This window comes from Komarekiella delphini-convector SJRDD-AB1, from assembly GCF_014831675.1.
In the GTDB taxonomy this organism is placed as follows: Bacteria; Cyanobacteriota; Cyanobacteriia; order Cyanobacteriales; family Nostocaceae; genus Komarekiella.
The window spans coordinates 1-17963 of record NZ_VJXY01000083.1 but is presented as its reverse complement, the minus strand read 5'-3'; the positions used below and the strand labels follow the sequence as shown (position 1 = coordinate 17963).

Sequence of the window (17963 nt, the reverse complement as noted above, 5' to 3'; positions counted from 1 at the left end):
GCGAAAGACTAGATAAGCTAGAGTCACAGTCCTTAAGTGAATCTAATAGCAATCAAACCACAGCAATCCCTAATCTTGCCGATTTAGAACAAAAAATTTCGGGGATGGCAGCTCGAATCAAACAATTAGCCGAAGCGATTCTTAAAATTCAAGATTATCTGAATAATCAACTCAAGCAAACCAAGAAATCGTACAACAATTCATATTATCAACGGTCTACTCAAAGAATTCAACCGCTAAGCGAAGAAGGTTTAGCTGCAAGACTTGGTGTTAGTGTAGAAGCTATACGCGAACAGCGTAATCAGCTGCACCCACCACTTTTTGTGGCATGGTGCAAGGGCAAGGATAAATCGGGTATGGGGTGGGAATTTCATGAGAATACGGGGTTATATCATCCGGTTAGTTAGTATTGCAAAGAAGTAGTTATAGTTTTTCCTACACCTTCACACACCCAATACGGTTCGGTCAAGAAGCTCAATACTTGCGATGTTTGGTATAAAAAAGAGCTTAAGATTCAAATAAAATTCTTCAATTTACTCCTTTAGATATACAAAGAAACCAGTAGGCATAGTGGTACTGTTTTTAACAGCATGAATTCAAACTCTAAGCACATCTGGTGTGTTTTAAAGCGGTTTGCCCTTGCTGTTATTTCATCTCAAGCAATTCAACTTAAATTCATTAGTCTAGGAAATGTCAGTAGAATTCGGCTATCCTTTTAAAGGATGAAGTAATTTATGTCTACTAATTATCAGTTTTTTTGTATAGACTTTTGGCTACCTATAGATTATGAATCAAATAAAGACGGTGAGAGTTTTATATTTGCTGATGATGCTGTAAATTTAAGTGTTGCAGCTTTTTCTGTGATGAACTATTGCTTGGAGGAACAAGTATATTTCAAAGTGAGTAAATATGAAAGCCTGATAAAAAATCTGGCTTTTCCATTAGAGTTGTATGGAGAAAAGTTTGACTTTTTATCTAAGAATAATGCGATAGCACTATTAAATCAGATAGACAATAAGTATTCTTTGGAGCTTAGTGGCTGGTTGCAAAATTACATTTATCCTGAGTGGGAGAGCCAAAAATTAAAAGATAGACCTTATATTACCGATTCCTCTATTTTATTTAAGCCAAGTTCCGAAGTCCTATCTTTTGAGTTTTTAAGTACTACCGAAAAAGCGGATAGCGCCACGCAAAGCGAGTCCGCGTACCCCTACGCTTAAGCAAGCTACGCGCAGCGTCTCGTAGAGAGCGTCTGAATAGACGGGTTTAATACCCCCACCAAATCTAGGATTTGGTGGTGCAACAATTCAGCGGGGGTCTATCTTACAAAGTTCCGATCCGAGTCAGCCTCTCTACGAGACGCTTCGCGAACGGCTCGGACGAGAGCGCTCCGCTCTGACCAGAGGGCTGAATCTCCCACTGATTGCATTCTGACAAATGTATTCTGACGAATGTATTCTTCAAATATTGAATGCTGGCTGCTACAACTAAGGCTTTAAACGCAGTCTTAGGTGTAGTTATGAATCTCACCACCACAAGGAAGTTCAAAATGTTAGTTCGGTTTGCTCTACACCCAAGAAAGTGGCTTAAACGGAGAGTATCTGCACGGCTATTTAGTTTACTCACCCTGCTAACTACTGTGATGTACTTCGAGGGTCTGACCAACGCCGCCGAGGCTAGCCCACCTGGTGCATCTGTTGAAACCAAAGTTGAAGTGCCAAGTAGCATGATCTCTGCACCCTTCAATACTAGCCGTTACTTGAAAGTGCCTCCTAACTTCGCCATCTCCGTTTATGCGCGAATTCCCAAAGCCCGATTTATGGCAGTTGCTCCCAATGGGGATCTTCTAGTCTCACAACCCAGTACAGGTAAAGTGCTAATCGTGCAACCAAATGGCAACAATGACCCAATTATTTCTGATTTCGTAACGGGTCTACGCAAACCGCATGACATCGTGTTTCACACGATTGACGATACCACATACGTTTATATCTCTGAAACTCATCAAATTAACCGCTTCACCTACAAATCTGGAGACATAACCGCAAACAATCGCCAAGTTGTTATAGCTGGACTACCAGATAGCAGCACACCGGAACTCAAAGGCTCTTACGGTCACGAACTGAAAAATATTGCACTTGATGCCAATCATAAACTGTACGTGTCGATCGCCTCGACGTGCAACGCCTGCCTGGAAGATACTGTAAGTAACCCACGGCGGGGCGCGATTTACCAGTACAACGCTGATGGAAGCAATCCGCGACTTTTTGCCCAAGGCTTACGCAATGCAGAAGGACTGGCATTCTTGCCTGAAACAAATGACCTTTGGGTAGTCGTTAATAATCGAGACAATATCGCCTATCCCTTCAACGATAGCAGTGGCAACTACGGTAAGGTTATCCCGTCTTACGTGGACAACCACCCACCAGAAGAGTTCACAAAAGTTCGAGATGGTGGCAACTACGGTTGGCCATTCTGCAACCCCAATCCTGACAAGCCAAATGGCTTCAACGATATGCCGTTCGACCGCGACTTTCAGTTTAATGCTGATGGGCGTGTTAATTGCAACGCAATGGACAGGATTACCAAAGGTATCCAAGCGCATTCGGCTCCGTTGGGATTAACCTTTTTACAAGATACAAAGTTTCCCAGCTTGTACTCTACTGGGGCAGTGGTGGGGCTGCACGGTTCATGGAATCGGCAGAAAAAAACAGGCTATAAAATAGCTTATTTTCCTTGGGACAATACAAAAAATATCCCAGGAGATCAGATAGATTTAGTTAGCGGCTGGCTAATTACAGCAACCCAACAAGTCTGGGGACGACCCGTGGATATGGTAGTAGATCAGCAGGGCAATTTGTTAATCTCAGACGACTACAGCGGCACTATCTATAAGCTCTCCTATACGCCGTCAGTTGAACAGATTCAGGTCTACAAACACATGAACTTTGCTGGAGTTTCTCAATCTTTTCCTACAAGTCCAGGAATATACAAAGCTAGCCAAGGTGACTTGAGTATCGTTGGTAATGACAGTATAAGCTCATTACGCGTGCCACCAGATACAGTAGTACGTGTATGCGAACATAACAATGGTGGTCGATGCCGTGAGTATGGTTCTGGTGAGCATAAATATGTCGGAGACGATTTTAACGACATAATATCTTTTATAGAAGTAAAGTAACCTCAAGTTAGAGCGTATTCGTAAAGAAAATCTTAAGGACGGTCAGTTTATTGCTATGGCTGACTTTCGGCGAATCGACGCTCTAATAGCTCAAGTTTTCAAAAATCCTTTAGTTGAATAGCTGGCTTTTGATGTAGGTTATGTTTTCAACTACTTGCCAACTCTTTTTGCGACATCAACCTAGAACGCAATTGCGTATAACGCTGTTGGTCATCAGTAAAGCGCACCGTCAAAGAAATTGCTTTCTTGGAGCCAATAACGATCGCCAACTTCTTCGCACGGGTCAACCCAGTGTAAAACAGGTTACGCGAGAGCATCATGTAGTGCTGCATATATACTGGAAAAATCACCACCGGATATTCTGACCCCTGACTTTTATGCACGGTAACGCTCCAGGCGAGGGCAATTTCATTCAAATCTGCGTAATCGTAAACGACAGTGCGCTCACCATACCGCACCGCGACTTCTTGCTCAACAGTATCAATGCTCTGGATAATTCCCAAGTCACCATTGAAGACTTCGCGGTTGTAGTCATTGGTCAGTTGAATAATGCGATCGCCCTCGCGCAACAAATTCCCGCCTCTGGTAATTTCCACCTTATTTGGGCTGGGCGGATTAATCAACTGCTGCAATACCGTGTTGAGGTTGCGAGTACCGACAACCCCCCGCGTCATTGGGCAAAGGACTTGAACGAATGGCACTAAGTTTAGTTATTTGTTGAGGCAAGCTGGGGGAGCTGGGGGAGCGGGGGGTGCTGGGGAAGACAAATAAATGCGTGTATCCACGGTTATTAAAGTAGTAATAATTACGAAAATTTCCTCTTTTCTCCCCCAGCCTCCCCAGCCTCCCCAGCTCCCCCAGCTTTTCTTAGTGACATTCGGACTTGAACATCAGTTGCCGGATTAAAACCTAGCCGAGGAATTAGGTCAGTAATCAACTCACAAATCGCTTGTACACCATGTTCCGGCTGATGTCCGCCGCCGTGCCAAATGCAATCAGACACCGGATTATCGGAGATTGGCTCAATTGTGGGGTACTGCCCAAGATTAATTTGATGTGCGGCAGTAATAATTGCACTCTGCTGCGCTTGGCGAAAAACCTGGGTTAACCGCACCACTGGTACTCTACCGGAATTAATCAAGTCAGCGAGTATCTGTCCTGGGCCCACGGATGGCAGCTGGTCGATATCACCCACCAACAACAATTGAGCGCCTTCTGCTACAGCTTTAATTAAAGAATATGCCAGAAACAAATCCAACATACTCGCTTCATCAACGATAATTGCTGTGTGAGGCAAAGGGTTATCGCTACCGCATTTAAAGCCCATTGTCTTGGGGTCGAATTCTAACAAGCGATGAATAGTTTTGGCTTCAAGCCCAGTCATCTCGCCCAAGCGTTGAGCAGCGCGTCCAGTGGGAGCAGCTAGGGCGATAGATTTACCCATTGCTTGCCACAAGCTAACGATCGTGTGGGTGGTGAAAGTTTTGCCGCAACCAGGGCCACCAGTGAGTATCATCACCCTTGAATACGCAGCGATCTCTACTGCTTCTCGTTGCTGTGGTGAAAGTTGGATTTGACGACTTTTAGTGAAGCGCTCAATCCAGTCACGTACACGAGGCATATCTTGTGCAACTGGTTGGCTTAATCTAGATTGGATCAGTTGTGCTAAATTTTGCTCAGTGTGAAAGTAAGTTGGTTTGTAGCACAGCAGTGTTTGGTCTTCACCCTTTTCTCGGATGAGGTCATCCTTGAGTGCCATGTCTTTAATGATGTCAGCGATCGCGTTTTCTTTCGGTTCGTGCGATTCTGTAGTCAGCAGTTTAATGACTTGCTCAATTAATTCTGGTTGTGGCAAATAGCAATGACCATCAGCAGCAGCTTCACCCAAAGCATGAATTAACCCAGCACGGTAACGAAACTCACTGTCTGGTGCAACTCCCAAATTAAAGGCAATCTTATCAGCTGTGAGAAACCCGATCCCGTAGATATCCGTGGCTAGTTGGTAGGGGTTGCTAGTAACAGTGGCGATCGCCTCATCTTTGTACTGTTTGTAAATTTTGACTGCATAGGTAGTAGAAACGCCATGACTTTGGAGAAACACCATCACCTCTTTGATGGCTTTCTGCGTTTCCCAAGCGTTTTTGATTAAGGTAATCCGCTTTTTGGCTATACCTTGAACTTCAACTAGGCGCTCGATTTGGTTTTCAATAATCTCCAGAGTTTCCAAACCAAAGTGAGCAACAATCCGTTTTGCTGTTACCGGGCCAACACCTTTGATTAGACCACTGCCGAGATATTTCTCAATTCCGGTGAGTGTGGCGGGTTTGGTTTCTCGGTAGTTGACAACTTGAAACTGTGGGCCAAACTGGGGATGGTCACGCCAAAAACCAGTTAATTGTAGAGTTTGCCCTGGCTGAATATTGGCGAAACTGCCGACGATTGTTGTAAGTTCCGTGGCACGAGGGCGCACCAGGCGTGCCACAGTATAGCCGGATTCAGAGGAGTAGAATGTTAGGCGTTCTACTACTCCGGTAATTGTTTCGTGCGGAACAGATGTATTTAATTGCTGAGGGGAAAAGATTGGTGAAGTGGACATTACTTTTTGAGAACGCCGCACATATAAGAGCGGCTTCATTATAGTACAAAAATACCAATTACTACACCAGCATTAGTTACCCCACTTTGCCCTCGTCACTTTTATAAGTCATAGGTCTAGGTTTTCTTTTCTTGAGAGGCACTGCTGATTTCTTTGGTGCTTGTGGCGGACGGCATCTTTCGCAATAAAGAGGACGAATCCCGAAAGTCTCACGCTGTGTCGGCTCATCGCACTGCTTGCAGACGAAGTTGAAAGTGCGCGTGTGAATTTCCCGCTGATGCGCTCTAACGGTGTACTCTTTGACTTGAATTATCTTGCTGGGCATTGATTATCTTTATGGCTCTGCTTCTTTAATAATAATTTTTCTAATTACTAATAGACTCGAATCTACACACCAGGTTCGAGAAATCCTCAAAAATCTCCTCCTCTTCAACCTTAAATACAATCAAGTACCAGCAAATTTTTCCTGCCTCTGTGTAGCACTCGCATCGCGCGTCGTACCAGTGACCACTCACAAGCACTTGCAAGCAATCGCCAGCATGAATTGGCTTGCCCATCAGATAGGGACGAGTACCGCCGCTTTCTGAACATATTTCTAACGGTTCTGTCACGAGCAACTATCCTCTGAGAACAGTGATAATTGTCCAGGAGAGATATTACCTCGTCGAAACTGGTGGTAATAAAGATGACACGCACTACAGAGGCAAATCAAGTTCTCAATTCGGTTATCAGAAGGGTTGAAGTTGTGGTGATGTACCTGTAGGTTGTATACCCGACGTTGGGATTTAGACCAGCCTTGTGGGTTTTCACCAGGGCGCAAGCAGGGGCGATTACAGCGAGAGCAGCGCCAGTCGCAGGATTCTTTGATAGATGTGGCAATTTCTTTCCAATCTTTGGAGTAGCGGGTTCGACTCATACAAATACCTGAGAGAGCAGCAACACAACAAATTGCACCGATAGCCAACAGCCAGAAAATTTTACCGTCAACGGTTATCCTGTTCGTCCAGGATTACATATTATCCTTTTGATGGGACGGGAGGCTGTAAGACCCTCGCCAGAATATAGATTTGGCGGTGGGATACACGGACATCCCGCACTTGTTTAATGGGTTCGATGCCCATAAAACAAGTATTCATGCTTGGGGGTACTGCTCAGTAAAATTGCTAGAATATCAAAATGTTAACACTAAACTATCGCTACCGAATCTACCCTGATACCACTGCACAAAACACTCTGTTTGAGTGGATGGAAATCTGTCGCAGTGCCTATAACTATGCACTGCGACAGATCAAAGATTGGTGCAATAGCCGTAAGTGTCAAATTGACCGATGCTCTTTGAAACAGGAGTACATACTAAGCGCCAATTTGAAGTTCCCAAGCGAAATGCAACAGTTGAATGCATTGCCCAAAGCCAAGAAAGAATTTCCCAAATTGACTGAAGTTCCTTCTCAGGTGTTGCAGCAAGCCATTAAACAATTGCACCGTGCTTGGGAAGAATTCAGTGAGCGTGGGTTTGGATTTCCACGATTCAAAAAATATGGACAGTTCAAGTCTTTGCTGTTTCCTCAGTTCAAAGAAAATCCCATTACTGGCATACATATCAAACTGCCAAAACTCGGTTTGATTGCCATCAATCTACATCGTCCCATTCCAGAGGGTTTTGTAGTCAAACAGGTTCGTATACTCAAGAAGGCGGATAAATGGTACGCATCAGTCAATATTCAATGTGATGTGAATGTTCCTGCTCCAATGCCACATGGACATCCCATAGGGGTTGATATTGGGCTATCCAAGTTTTTGGCAACCAGTGACGGCGTAGTTGTCAAACCGCCCAAGTTTTTTAAGCAGATGCAAAGCAAGCTGAAATTGCTGCAACGCAGACTCTCTAGAAAATTTCATCGGTCGAATAATTACGAGAAACAACGTCTGAAGGTGGCGCGACTGCATCACGAAATTGATAACGCCCGTAAGAATTTTCACTTTCAGCAAGCTCATACCCTGTGTGATTTTGCAGATATGATCTTCATGGAAGATTTAGACTATCGGGTCAGCGCTAAGGGAATGCTGGGTAAACACATGCTAGACGCTGCTTTTGGGCAGTTTCGCTCTATTACACAGTATGTGTGCTGGAAACGTGGAAAGTTTTTCGGTGAAGTCGATGCAAAAGGAACCTCTCAAGAATGTCCTGAATGTGGTAACGAGGTCAAAAAAGACCTGAGTATTAGAGTTCACTGTTGTCCTCATTGCGGATATGTAACGGACAGAGATGTCGCTAGTGGTCAAGTCATTCGTAATCGAGGTCTAGCTCTCATTAGTACCCCAGGACTTGGGGGAATGGAAACTGCCTGTGCAGACGATCTACCGGGGGTTGGGGTCACTCAATCTAGGCAAGTGTCGAAATCCCGTAAGGGAAAAACCAGGAAGTTCTCAAAGTGATTTGGGAAGCCCATACTGTAATCTCTGATTCAGTGTGGGAGGATGTCACCAGCTATGAACAGCTCAAGCTACTGCGTTCTCAAATACAGTCCGATGAAAAGCTTGAACATCTAGTGAATCAAGGTGTCATGAAATTGAGTGGCTAATAGCATCCTGATAACTGCCTGCTTTCTTACAAGCGATAGAGTAGGTATGGATAAGCTTTTAGACCGCACGCATCTCAAATATCTGAAATAGCTCTTGTTTGACACCAGTGGCTAACAGAAAAATCCTCTCTAAGCTACACCTAATTCTTCATCTGCTGGCTGTTGTTGCTCCTTTGCAGCAGCCAATTCCTCAATAAAAGTATCGATTGCCTTGGCTGCTGACTGCTTACCTGTTTTCAATTGGGAAAGGATATTTTCGCGTATTGCTGAATAATCTGGTAAGACTTGCTGCTCAACAGAACTGCCCTCTTGTGTAGGTAGGGAAACTCCACCCGAACGCTTTTCTATTAAACCCTTTATTTGAGCGATCGCTTTGGCTAATTCCTGCCTAATCACCTGTTTTATCTCTTCCCCATCAGGTGTAGACGCAGAAGAAGCATTTACTTCCTGTTTAACTATTTCCTTAATGTCATCACCATCAGATAATGCCAGCACAGCCTTTGACTGGCCCAGGATTCCCTGGAGCAATCTTGTCGCTGCGTGATTTAAGGACTCATTTTCCGAAATCTGCATTGCGGATAAAGCTTTGATTTCTGCATCAGTTAGCCCAATAGAAATTGTCACCTTAGCCATACTTTTGACACCTGTAAATATTAGTCTTTACATCGCTATTTTTGGGTTACACCGTTTACATACAGTACTTTGATTGCTTATCACAAATGCTGTATAAACAACTTATCAACAACCCAATTCTTAAATTTTGCCCTGTGAGCAACTTTTACCCTCGATTCTTTAATTTAGTTTCAAATCAATCAACTTGCATTACTTCAAATTTTAACGCACCCTTAGCTGATATCCTTTTGTAGTTCCGTCGAGATTTACGTTTGAAGCTAATTTTATAACTTGTTCTACCATTCACACCCAATACCATTGTGAGCGCGGTCAAAGCTATGAGGACTAGATAGAATAAGTTAAACCTTCTTTGAGGAATTTCTGAGCAATTCAAATCAGGTGAATTTGGAGAGATACAAAAGTCAGGGCAAGAAGGCTCACAATTATTCTGTTACTGCGATTGAGTCGGCTTGGCCAGATGATACGGTGTAAAGTGCAATTGCTTACTTGTTGACTCACGAAATAATGGATTACTCAGTTGCAATTCAAACTCTCAAACAGTCAGATCCGCTCTTGTCAGAGGTAATAGAAATTGTAGGAGATTGCAAGCTCTATGAAGTACAACAAAGTGGAGACTTGCTGTTTTCTCTTTCTCGCTCGATCCTTTATCAGCAGATATCGGGCAAAGCTGCTGCTTCGATCCACAGTAGATTTTTGCAACTTTATGCTCAAACTCCTTTGCCTACAGCTTTAGATATCCTCAACACTCCAGATGAAGTTTTGCGAGGAGCAGGGATTTCACGTCCGAAAATTTTGTATTTGAAAGACCTTGCTCAAAAGGTTATAGATGGATTACCTACGCTAGATGAATTGCAGGCAATGGACGATGAATCTATCATCGAAACTTTAACACCAATAAAAGGCATTGGGCGTTGGACGGTGCAGATGCTGCTTATGTTTCGTTTACATCGGCTTGATGTTCTACCTGTCGATGACTTGGGTATTCGTGCAGGGATTCACCGAGTTTATAGTTTACCAGAGCTTCCTAATAAAAAGACTGTAGAGCATTTAGGACAGATGTGGAAACCCTACCGCTCTATCGCCTGTTGGTATCTATGGCGGAGTTTAGAGATCAGGATAACTAAGCAATCGCAGCAATAATCCACTGTTCTACAGATTTTCTCGCTCAACACTCCTACTAAGCATAAAATTAAATTGTCAAGGGTTGAGAATTATGGGGTTGTATTCGCGAGTTATTTTTCCACGTCTTCTCGACTGGAGTTTGTCAGTTCCGACCTTAGCTAAATATCGTCAGGAATTGCTAGCCGATGTCACCGGAGAAGTTCTAGAAATTGGGTTTGGAACTGGATTAAATTTGGCTTACTATGCTTGTAGTATTCACAAAATCACTACAGTTGACGTGAATCCTGGAATGAATGCTTTGGCAAACAAGCGTATTAGTGATTCTGATATTATAGTTGAACAACTCCTGCTATCAAGTGAAAATCTCCCGATGCCAGACAATACATTTGATAGTGTGGTCAGTACTTGGACTTTGTGCAGTATTGCAAATGTACAACAAGCACTCCAAGAAGTTTATCGAGTACTAAAACCGGGTGGCAGGTTCTTTTTCGTGGAACATGGGTTGAGTGATAAGCCTAGCGTACAGGTTTGGCAGCATCGCCTCACACCAATTCAAAAAGTCATAGCCGATGGATGTCACCTGAATAGAGATATTCAAAAGTTGTTAGAACAGCATTTTGACCATGTAGAGCTAAAGCAATTCACCCCTGAAAATTTTTCAGATTTGATAGCTCATCTATACCTTGGATGTGCAACTAAGAAAGCATTATAAATTTTTGGCGTTAAGGTAATATCTAATAAGCGGCATCGGGTCAGGCACAATCGCATTTTCTTGCCAGTGAAGCGCGATCTCCCTACAGCCTTTCTCAAGACAGAAGACGCTCCGAGAATGGGCATCAAGAAGGCAAGCGTTGGTGCAGCGATCGCCATCTGTAACATCTGCAACCCAACACTCACGTTCCCCCTAGCGTGCCATATCCTGTCTTGAGAACTGCGATGGCTGCGCCAACGCGCCTGGGCGAACGCTACAGCGGGAGCAGTAATTAGATTGCTTGACCACTAGCAATTAATCTATGGTGCTACTTTTTCTTTGAACAGCTTCCCAGGAGAAAACGCAGGCACTTTGGTAGCTGGAATTGTGATTGCCTCCTTGGTTTTGGGATTACGGCCTTCGCGCTCTGAGCGTTCCCGCCGTTCAAATGAGCCAAACCCTACCAGCGTTATCTTCTCCCCATTAGCCACAGCCTCGGTAACAACTGACAAAAAAGCACTGATTACTTCATCGGCTTGCTTTTTTGTGATGTTGGTCTTTGCTGCTACAGCATCTACTAGTTCACCTTTGTTCATAAATTACCCTGAAGCATTTCAAGTAAAGGAGATTTACTTTACCATGACTAACTTCTGTGAGAAAAGAGGGAAAAGGACTAACAATCAAGCAGCATACGAAAATTAACAACGCACGGCTACTGCTGTGGCGACTTTGAATTAATGGGTACAGTCAGTTGAGTTTCAGGAGAGTATCTACTGTAGTCAAACGGTCAATCTACAGTTTGCGCTTTTTCATGTGATTTATGCGGACTTGCACAAGGTTTACTACGGGAGCGACCAGTAGCAATCTAATAGGCTACATCAGCTTTTACTGGAGCTTATGTAAAACTGTAATCTAGTTATTATTCTGGTTTACCAAACCCAAAAAATCGAAATAGCCGTGGGCAATTTTGTCTAACTATTTTTGAACCCTTGTTTTTTGATTGTTAGTTTAAATTCCCTGCTTTCTCAACAACTTTCTTTAATTCTTCAAAGGTGATACTACCGTCTCTATCTCCATGCATAGCTAGCAATTCCTGGGGGCTATTGATACCTGTTTCTGCCGAGATGATTGCACTTAAGCCTGGGCTTAGAAAAAGCTCATTAATTGAGACTTTACCATCTTGATCGGTATCTAAGGTATTAAAGAGAGATTGAAGCTCTTGCTCGGTTGCCATAATTTTTCTATCTGAATTAATTTTTCAATATAATATCTCAAAATCTTGACAAAGACGCAAGAACAGTTTTGTTTCACTATGCTATGGCTTGCGACTCCAGAACAATAAACAGCTTTTCTTCCAAGTCCGTCAAATAAGTCCGGTTCAGCTTTCCCAACGACTCAAGAAATTTCTGCACCGATTCCTCCAACTCCCTGGAATACACCCGAATCACGCGCTCGCATATCAAGAGCATCTGCTGACATTCGGCAGGTAGATAGTCGAATGACTTGAGATACTGCAAGCCAACTGTGTACTCCCCATCCCACATTGTGACTGTACAACTGAATTCACCCACATGGTTGACTATGCACCAATTCCCGCCTTTTCCTCGCAAATCAGGATTATCTTTGGCTAAGATTTGGCAGACTTCACCTAACTGGTAAGTGTTTGGTACTTTGGTACGCTCCATGATCTTTTGCACCACATCTTTGACGATTCTACCAGTCGGCACTTTCCCGCCAGCAAGTTCTACCGCCTGTTGCCATACTTCTTGCTGTTGTTGGGGTTCAAGCTTGGTCATCGGTCGGACTTGGCGCTCACTAGTTGGCAAAATGTGATCCATTGGATCACATTTTTCAAGCAAATTATCAAAAACAACCGCTGCATCCATTAAAAGATAAGACTGGCGACGACTATGCCCAAAGCGATCGCGACAATAATCCTCAAATGTTTTATGCGTCGAACGGTACAGTCTGCGATCGCGCAATTCCGCCAGTGCCTTACCTGCTTCAAAAACTGCTCTCTCCACACGGCGCTCTAGATGCAGGCGATCGCGCTGTTCCTGCTCAGTTAATTCTGGAACTTCGACAAAGGTAACAGTTATGTCTGCTGAAACCGGATCTTCCTCGTTTGACATATTGATTAACGCCGTTTCCACTCTATGAAGCAAATCGACATTAAGTTGCAACTCAGTTGAGCTAATCTTGCTTAATACATATTCCGTAACTATCAGCAGTTATGGCTAATCCATACTGGGAAACGGATTTACCGAGCGCCAAATGCAAGGAATGGTAGCTTGAAGTTCATTGCAACGTAATAAATAGTCCAGACTACGGAAGCGATTATCCCTTCAATAGAAGCAAAAAAGGTAACAGTTAAAAGGTTTATTTCATTCGAGAACATTAGCTGATTCCTTTACTGCCGTCATCAGTTCATCAAAACTGCATTCGTACAGTTTCATGAGTTCGCTGAACTGATCAATTCGTAGTTTTGGAATAGTTTTCCCATACTCCCAGTTACGAACGGTAGATTCTGCTATACCTACACGGCTAGCAACATCTACTGTTCTTAGTCCTTTTCTTTCTCTTAGCTGCTTCATATTCATTACCTAAGTTTACCAAGAGTGTATTATATCTCATTAAATTATCTAGTTAGTAAACTCAATTAAAATATCCCTTTGTGCTATTTACAAGCGCTAACGGGTTAGCAAATAATGACAATATAGAGAAGCGCTCTGGACTTGCAATCTCAAGCGCTTCTCTTGCCCCTAAATTTAAAGGTTCATCAATCATGACATACCAAATCTACAGCCAACAACAGCTGCAACTGAAATCTATTGCCCGGCTCAAGCAAATCTACAGCGAAATCGGCTGTACAGTCGAAGTACAAGACAAACGGTGCAAGGATGCGTGGATTAGCGCAATTGTTGAGCATCAAGCAAGCAAGGTACAGAAAGTAGCTGATGTCGTAGAGGAACAAGCGATCGCACAAGCCGAACTAGAACAGCACATCGCCATCCAAGCCCAAGCCGTCGCACCGGAACCACTGAAAACAGTAGAAATCAGCTTTTACGATCACGAATTTTATACTAATGGCAAGCTGGTAGCTGCAATCACCCATGACAATGACTTAACGCAACCTTGGGTTGTAATGGTGAACGGTAAGGAAGTACACAGAGCTAACACATGGAGCAGATGCCACCGCTACATCACTTGGCATCATCAAGACGGAACACTCAACGAAGAATTACCAACAGCACTCAACCAAACTGAAACCACGCTCTTAGCACCAGAACCAGAATTACCCACCACTGGTAACGAAGTCATGGCGCAGATTTTCAACGAGTGTGAGAAATTCGGCTTCGATATTTTCGACGATGGAATTTACCGCGAGAATATCAAGCTGGGTGAAGTGGGATGCACTGACGGTAACTGGTGGGTGATGCGTGCAGGGGAGAGCCAGGAAAAAATACCCTGTGATTCGGCTTTGGACGCCGTGTGGTGGTTGTCGATGGTTGATGTTGTACCATTGGTGTCAAGTTAAGAAAAATAGATGGCTGTCAAGAGTGGGCAAATCAATGGTAAAAGTCAATCAACACCGCTGTGTTGAAAAAGCCATGAGTAAACCACGGAAAAAACAAGGGAATCCAGATTTTCGCCATCGAGTCAGCGTACCTGTCCCAGCCAGCCAAGAAATAGAATCACGCTTGTTTGAACTAGTCAGCCCAGGTACATTTGCTAACCTCAAAGGGGTAAAAGACAAAGAACGGAGCTTGCGTTCACGAGTACTGACCTTGCCAGTAATGGCAGCAATAGTATTGAGTATAGTGTATCGACAAATACAGCATCTCACAGATGTATTGCGATCGCTAGAAATAGAGGGATTAATGTGGGTGAAAGCAACAAGAGTGAGTAAGCAAGCGTTGTCACAAAGACTCAATAGTTTGCCTGCTCATCTATTTGCGAAATTATTCGAGCAAGTGATAGAGCGTCTGGCAGTGAAAAGGAGCGCAAGAGAATTAGCCCCAGCTTGGTCATCAGTAGCACAAAGATTTACCGCTATCTGGATTGGAGATGCCTCAACACTCGAAGCGATGAAAAAACACTTCGGACAACTGCAAGAAAAAACAGGTACGGTGTTGGCAGGAAAAATACTGATGGTTGTAGAAGCTTTCACTCACACTCCGGTAGCAATTTGGTATGATGCTGATGCCAAAATCAATGAGACTCGTTGGTGGCAAGCACTGTTAGAACGTTTACCTGATGGTGGCTTACTGATAGTAGACATGAGATTTTATGGCAATGAGCTTGTTTGATTCTCTTACCGCATCTGGCAAGTATGTACTCACACGCCAAAAGAATTTGGTGACATATCGGGTAACACGTGTACTTTCTCAAGGCTCTCACTACAAAGATGAAATTATTCACATGGGATTGAATCACACTCACCCTTGCCACCATCCCATGCGCCTAGTATCAGTATTGTGGGGTAAGACTTGGTATCATTATTTAACTAATGTTCTTGGCCCACAACAACTTTCGCCACAAGAAGTTTGTGATTTATACCGACGACGTTGGCGGATTGAGGACGCATTTTTATTGACTAAGCGATTGTTGGGCTTGTCCTATCTGTGGGTTGGTGGTACTAACGGTGTACAAATGCAAATATACGCTACTTGGATTTTCTATGCTGTTCTGAATGATTTGTGTGCTGATGTAGCGATCGCTTTACGACAACCTATTGAACGCATTTCCGTAGAAATGGTGTTTCGCAGTTTATATTTTTTTCACCGCGCACTTTTACTTGACCCTAAGTTACAACTTATTCCTTGGCTTGTCGAACATTATCGTTCGATGGGCTTGGTTAAAGCCGTCCGTCAACGCCACCGACGAACAGCTGCTCGCTCTCTTGACATCTGGGCTGATGCCTTAACTTGACACCAATGATGTTGTACCCACTGTTGAGACAGAACCCGCCTCCTATGATGAATTGTCATACAGACAACTTGAGCAGCTAACCCCTAACGAACTGCAACAGTTGTTTGAGAACGCAGATTTTCAACCCATTCGGGAATTAGTAACAGTATAAACCCTAAAAGTGGGCAGTAATTTAAAGTGCTGCTCACTCCTATTGTTATTGGGAGAAAGTCAAAAGATGGCACTCCCAATAATTAACCACTTCATTAATTAATCATAGTTATGCAACCCACAATCACTATCCCAAAAGATTGGGACTATCCGCGCTATACGTTTGGTCAGCGTACACAGCAGGGAATCATAGTTAGCTTGGAATACTACACCAAAGACAGTTTCTTAGCTGAGAGATACGGTAGCGGCTGGCGTTACTCTGTAACTCCTCACAAGAACTCGGAGGAGTTATTACACTATCACCAAGAGCAGATTCAGCCCCTATCACAAGCAGAATTATCTGCACAAATAATTACTGAAATCGACGCTCATCAACAGTAAATAAATGCTCTCAAACAACAGTTAGCCGTTATTAATGGAGGTTGCATCAATGGCTAAAACTTTTGATAACTACGTTGAGCGTACTTCTGCAAGACTGTTACGTTCCTTGCATAGAAGTGGAGGTAAAGCACCTAGGCTGAATTAAGTTAAAGAGAATAAAAGGTTGAATTACTAAACGGAGATTATTAAGAATATTCTTCCAGCCTTTTCCATTATCCCACCAAGGATGAGAAGTCAATTTTGATTGAAATTCTGGTGGAGAGGGACGCAGAGGTTCTGAATGAAGACTAACCATTAAATAGCTACTACAAACAATTTCCCACCATCGTTCAATATCACAGTATCTTGTCAAACCAATTCGCAATTTAAAATTCGCAATTCGCAATTATTACCCCACACCTTAAGGCGGGGGCTTGAATATGGATACTACGTATTTTTATTTTTTCTCAATAAATTGAGAGGCTTGTGTCCTTGAATGAATCAATTATTCAATTACGCTCGCAATTGCGAATTGCGAATTGCGAATTGTTCGGTCAAACGATAATCAGCCCAGCCTAATTCCTGCATTACTTTGCTTCAAGCCATATTCAACCCAGGTTCTTAACCCATAGAAGTTGCCAACGTCTCTTGGTGTAATATCTGGATATTTACTCATCACATACCAAGTAGAGTTCCCAGGTAATTTCTCAATGTCTGTGGTAATTTGCCAATACCTATTTTCTCCACGTTTGCCGTGAACTATTTCTCTAATAAACCGATTCTCACTGCTCAGGTCAGAGAATACCCGTTTAAATTTATGCCACTTTAAATATTGTGTATTCTGTCTAGAAAGCAAATCTACAGAATGGTTTGAGCGAATCGCCACTAAATAATTTAACTTCAGTTCATCTAATACTGGTATGAAATTAGTACCACTCTAAGCCTACTATTTTCGCTATTTCTGGTAGACTTTTCCGTTTTAAATTAGAAATACATCCTATATGTAGGTACTTAAATGCCTCAAAGCTTCTAACATCTGAAAACAGGTTTTTATACCACTGGCAATATTCGTCCACAAATTTGATGGTTTGTAGGGGTGAACGAGGCTCTACCATCCTCTGTGTCTTTGTTCTAGGCTTTGTACATTCTTATACTACTGCGATAGTGACACAAGAGGAATATGTTCGCTCGCCGCCTAGCCCAAAGATGAAGACGAAAGCCCAGTACAAAGTTAAGAATTGGAATGCTTATAATGCTTCCCTCAAGAGACTTGTCCGAAAACTCCTCGCGCCAGAGTGTTCAAAGCTTTGAGACAAAACTTTGATATTTTCGCGAAAACGCAGTAACGTTTTACCATTTTTCTTTTCATAAGTTTATATTTCGGACAAGTTTAATGTACAAAGTAGAAGGCTAATTTCAACTCCAATCGTGGATTAGTGTGTCCTTTTTTTCTTTCATGCAACAAAGCTTAACTGGGTTCCTAGTTTTCACTTCCCCCTGCACCTACTGCAAGATGAACCTATCCCACTAATAAAATCCGATTCATCCAAATATGAATTGTGGCTAGAGAAAGAAAAGCGTTAAAGCAAGCAGAAATCCGCTCCCATCGCACAACTAGTCGTCGATATTTCCTTTGATACCAAGCAAAACAACGCTCTTGTTGAAAACGCGGGACTGAAATTTGAATTGGTCTACCCCGATTTTTTCTAGTCTTCC

The 17963-nt window shown here is 43.1% G+C and carries 18 protein-coding genes and 5 pseudogenes; 10 read left to right on the top strand and 13 right to left on the bottom strand.

What is annotated here, in order from left to right; all coding sequences use genetic code 11:
- From FNW02_RS34955 to FNW02_RS34945, 3 genes and pseudogenes are all read left to right on the top strand, one after another.
- A pseudogene (locus tag FNW02_RS34955) lies at window positions 1-407 on the top strand (hypothetical protein); the annotation flags it as partial.
- A gap of 327 nt (window positions 408-734) precedes the next feature.
- The gene (locus tag FNW02_RS34950) at window positions 735-1220 is read left to right on the top strand and encodes a hypothetical protein (RefSeq protein ID WP_191762094.1); all 486 of its coding nucleotides are present in this window, start codon (window positions 735-737) and stop codon (window positions 1218-1220) included.
- A gap of 329 nt (window positions 1221-1549) precedes the next feature.
- A complete protein-coding gene (locus tag FNW02_RS34945) occupies window positions 1550-3181 on the top strand; it encodes a PQQ-dependent sugar dehydrogenase (protein WP_191762093.1) in 1632 nt (543 codons plus the stop codon).
- A gap of 146 nt (window positions 3182-3327) precedes the next feature.
- Here FNW02_RS34945 and FNW02_RS34940 read toward each other — a convergent pair.
- The 5 genes and pseudogenes from FNW02_RS34940 to FNW02_RS34920 all read right to left on the bottom strand — a co-directional run.
- Window positions 3328-3873: pseudogene (locus FNW02_RS34940) on the bottom strand (ATP-dependent DNA helicase); the annotation flags it as partial.
- Between the two features lie 113 nt (window positions 3874-3986).
- A complete protein-coding gene (gene recD2, locus FNW02_RS34935; RefSeq protein WP_431356843.1) occupies window positions 3987-5777 on the bottom strand; it encodes an SF1B family DNA helicase RecD2 in 1791 nt (596 codons plus the stop codon).
- A 76-nt stretch (window positions 5778-5853) separates the two neighbouring features.
- Window positions 5854-6102, bottom strand: coding sequence for a hypothetical protein (locus tag FNW02_RS34930; RefSeq protein ID WP_191762092.1), 249 nt, complete (start codon window positions 6100-6102; stop codon window positions 5854-5856).
- A gap of 40 nt (window positions 6103-6142) precedes the next feature.
- Window positions 6143-6388: a DUF5348 domain-containing protein gene (locus tag FNW02_RS34925; protein WP_191762091.1), complete on the bottom strand. Its 246-nt coding sequence runs from the start codon at window positions 6386-6388 to the stop codon at window positions 6143-6145.
- A complete protein-coding gene (locus FNW02_RS34920; RefSeq protein WP_191762090.1) occupies window positions 6385-6693 on the bottom strand; it encodes an HNH endonuclease in 309 nt (102 codons plus the stop codon). The genes FNW02_RS34925 and FNW02_RS34920 overlap by 4 nt, the downstream gene beginning before the upstream one ends.
- A gap of 260 nt (window positions 6694-6953) precedes the next feature.
- On the opposite strand from FNW02_RS34920, the gene FNW02_RS34915 reads away from it, so the two are divergent.
- On the top strand, window positions 6954-8213 hold the full coding sequence (locus tag FNW02_RS34915; RefSeq protein ID WP_191762089.1) for an RNA-guided endonuclease InsQ/TnpB family protein: 1260 nt from the start codon (window positions 6954-6956) through the stop codon (window positions 8211-8213).
- The gene (locus FNW02_RS34910) at window positions 8210-8359 is read left to right on the top strand and encodes a hypothetical protein (RefSeq protein WP_191762088.1); all 150 of its coding nucleotides are present in this window, start codon (window positions 8210-8212) and stop codon (window positions 8357-8359) included. The genes FNW02_RS34915 and FNW02_RS34910 overlap by 4 nt, the downstream gene beginning before the upstream one ends.
- A gap of 129 nt (window positions 8360-8488) precedes the next feature.
- Here the strand turns inward: FNW02_RS34910 and FNW02_RS34905 are convergent, their stop codons facing one another.
- Window positions 8489-8992, bottom strand: coding sequence for a hypothetical protein (locus FNW02_RS34905; protein ID WP_191762087.1), 504 nt, complete (start codon window positions 8990-8992; stop codon window positions 8489-8491).
- A gap of 504 nt (window positions 8993-9496) precedes the next feature.
- Here FNW02_RS34905 and FNW02_RS34900 point away from each other — a divergent pair.
- Entirely contained in the window at window positions 9497-10132 is a 636-nt protein-coding gene (locus FNW02_RS34900) for a DNA-3-methyladenine glycosylase family protein (RefSeq protein WP_191762086.1), read from the top strand.
- Window positions 10133-10205: 73 nt separating this feature from the next.
- On the top strand, window positions 10206-10826 hold the full coding sequence (locus tag FNW02_RS34895) for a class I SAM-dependent methyltransferase (RefSeq protein ID WP_191762085.1): 621 nt from the start codon (window positions 10206-10208) through the stop codon (window positions 10824-10826).
- 299 nt (window positions 10827-11125) lie between these two features.
- Here FNW02_RS34895 and FNW02_RS34885 read toward each other — a convergent pair whose 3' ends face one another.
- The 4 genes from FNW02_RS34885 to FNW02_RS34870 form a co-directional block, all read right to left on the bottom strand.
- Window positions 11126-11401: an HU family DNA-binding protein gene (locus FNW02_RS34885; RefSeq protein ID WP_191762083.1), complete on the bottom strand. Its 276-nt coding sequence runs from the start codon at window positions 11399-11401 to the stop codon at window positions 11126-11128.
- Between the two features lie 407 nt (window positions 11402-11808).
- Window positions 11809-12039, bottom strand: a complete 231-nt coding sequence (locus tag FNW02_RS34880) for an EF-hand domain-containing protein (protein ID WP_191762082.1) — start codon at window positions 12037-12039, stop codon at window positions 11809-11811.
- A gap of 76 nt (window positions 12040-12115) precedes the next feature.
- Entirely contained in the window at window positions 12116-12937 is an 822-nt protein-coding gene (locus FNW02_RS34875) for a hypothetical protein (RefSeq protein ID WP_225226140.1), read from the bottom strand.
- Between the two features lie 252 nt (window positions 12938-13189).
- Window positions 13190-13399 carry a helix-turn-helix transcriptional regulator gene (locus tag FNW02_RS34870; RefSeq protein WP_348535496.1) on the bottom strand — a complete coding sequence of 70 codons (210 nt, stop codon included), beginning with the start codon at window positions 13397-13399 and terminating at the stop codon, window positions 13190-13192.
- 191 nt (window positions 13400-13590) lie between these two features.
- On the opposite strand from FNW02_RS34870, the gene FNW02_RS34865 reads away from it, so the two are divergent.
- From FNW02_RS34865 to FNW02_RS34855, 3 genes and pseudogenes are all read left to right on the top strand, one after another.
- Complete coding sequence (locus FNW02_RS34865; protein WP_191762080.1) at window positions 13591-14343, top strand: hypothetical protein; 753 nt, start codon at window positions 13591-13593, stop codon at window positions 14341-14343.
- A gap of 73 nt (window positions 14344-14416) precedes the next feature.
- Window positions 14417-15737, top strand: a pseudogene (locus FNW02_RS34860) (IS4 family transposase).
- 261 nt (window positions 15738-15998) lie between these two features.
- Window positions 15999-16268: a hypothetical protein gene (locus FNW02_RS34855; RefSeq protein ID WP_191762079.1), complete on the top strand. Its 270-nt coding sequence runs from the start codon at window positions 15999-16001 to the stop codon at window positions 16266-16268.
- Between the two features lie 97 nt (window positions 16269-16365).
- Here FNW02_RS34855 and FNW02_RS34850 read toward each other — a convergent pair whose 3' ends face one another.
- From FNW02_RS34850 to FNW02_RS39285, 3 genes and pseudogenes are all read right to left on the bottom strand, one after another.
- Window positions 16366-16563 (bottom strand): hypothetical protein, encoded by a 198-nt coding sequence (locus tag FNW02_RS34850; RefSeq protein WP_431356842.1) that lies wholly within the window; start codon window positions 16561-16563, stop codon window positions 16366-16368.
- 236 nt (window positions 16564-16799) lie between these two features.
- Window positions 16800-17362, bottom strand: a pseudogene (locus FNW02_RS34845) (transposase family protein); the annotation flags it as partial.
- A gap of 404 nt (window positions 17363-17766) precedes the next feature.
- Window positions 17767-17963 (bottom strand): annotated as a pseudogene (locus tag FNW02_RS39285) (transposase); the annotation flags it as partial.

Excerpts from the sequence above, each read along its gene's own strand:
- FNW02_RS34875 (WP_225226140.1), bottom strand. The coding sequence starts at position 12,937 with ATGTCAAACGAGGAAGATCCGGTTTCAGCAGACATAACTGTTACCTTT.
- FNW02_RS34915 (WP_191762089.1), top strand. The coding sequence starts at position 6,954 with ATGTTAACACTAAACTATCGCTACCGAATCTACCCTGATACCACTGCA.
- FNW02_RS34945 (WP_191762093.1), top strand. The coding sequence starts at position 1,550 with ATGTTAGTTCGGTTTGCTCTACACCCAAGAAAGTGGCTTAAACGGAGA.
- FNW02_RS34880 (WP_191762082.1), bottom strand. The coding sequence starts at position 12,039 with ATGGCAACCGAGCAAGAGCTTCAATCTCTCTTTAATACCTTAGATACC.
- recD2 (WP_431356843.1), bottom strand. The coding sequence starts at position 5,777 with ATGTCCACTTCACCAATCTTTTCCCCTCAGCAATTAAATACATCTGTT.
- FNW02_RS34920 (WP_191762090.1), bottom strand. The coding sequence starts at position 6,693 with ATGAGTCGAACCCGCTACTCCAAAGATTGGAAAGAAATTGCCACATCT.
- FNW02_RS34850 (WP_431356842.1), bottom strand. The coding sequence starts at position 16,563 with ATGGTTAGTCTTCATTCAGAACCTCTGCGTCCCTCTCCACCAGAATTT.
- FNW02_RS34885 (WP_191762083.1), bottom strand. The coding sequence starts at position 11,401 with ATGAACAAAGGTGAACTAGTAGATGCTGTAGCAGCAAAGACCAACATC.
- FNW02_RS34895 (WP_191762085.1), top strand. The coding sequence starts at position 10,206 with ATGGGGTTGTATTCGCGAGTTATTTTTCCACGTCTTCTCGACTGGAGT.
- FNW02_RS34950 (WP_191762094.1), top strand. The coding sequence starts at position 735 with ATGTCTACTAATTATCAGTTTTTTTGTATAGACTTTTGGCTACCTATA.
- FNW02_RS34905 (WP_191762087.1), bottom strand. The coding sequence starts at position 8,992 with ATGGCTAAGGTGACAATTTCTATTGGGCTAACTGATGCAGAAATCAAA.
- FNW02_RS34930 (WP_191762092.1), bottom strand. The coding sequence starts at position 6,102 with ATGCCCAGCAAGATAATTCAAGTCAAAGAGTACACCGTTAGAGCGCAT.
- FNW02_RS34870 (WP_348535496.1), bottom strand. The coding sequence starts at position 13,399 with ATGAAGCAGCTAAGAGAAAGAAAAGGACTAAGAACAGTAGATGTTGCT.
- FNW02_RS34900 (WP_191762086.1), top strand. The coding sequence starts at position 9,497 with ATGGATTACTCAGTTGCAATTCAAACTCTCAAACAGTCAGATCCGCTC.
- FNW02_RS34855 (WP_191762079.1), top strand. The coding sequence starts at position 15,999 with ATGCAACCCACAATCACTATCCCAAAAGATTGGGACTATCCGCGCTAT.
- FNW02_RS34865 (WP_191762080.1), top strand. The coding sequence starts at position 13,591 with ATGACATACCAAATCTACAGCCAACAACAGCTGCAACTGAAATCTATT.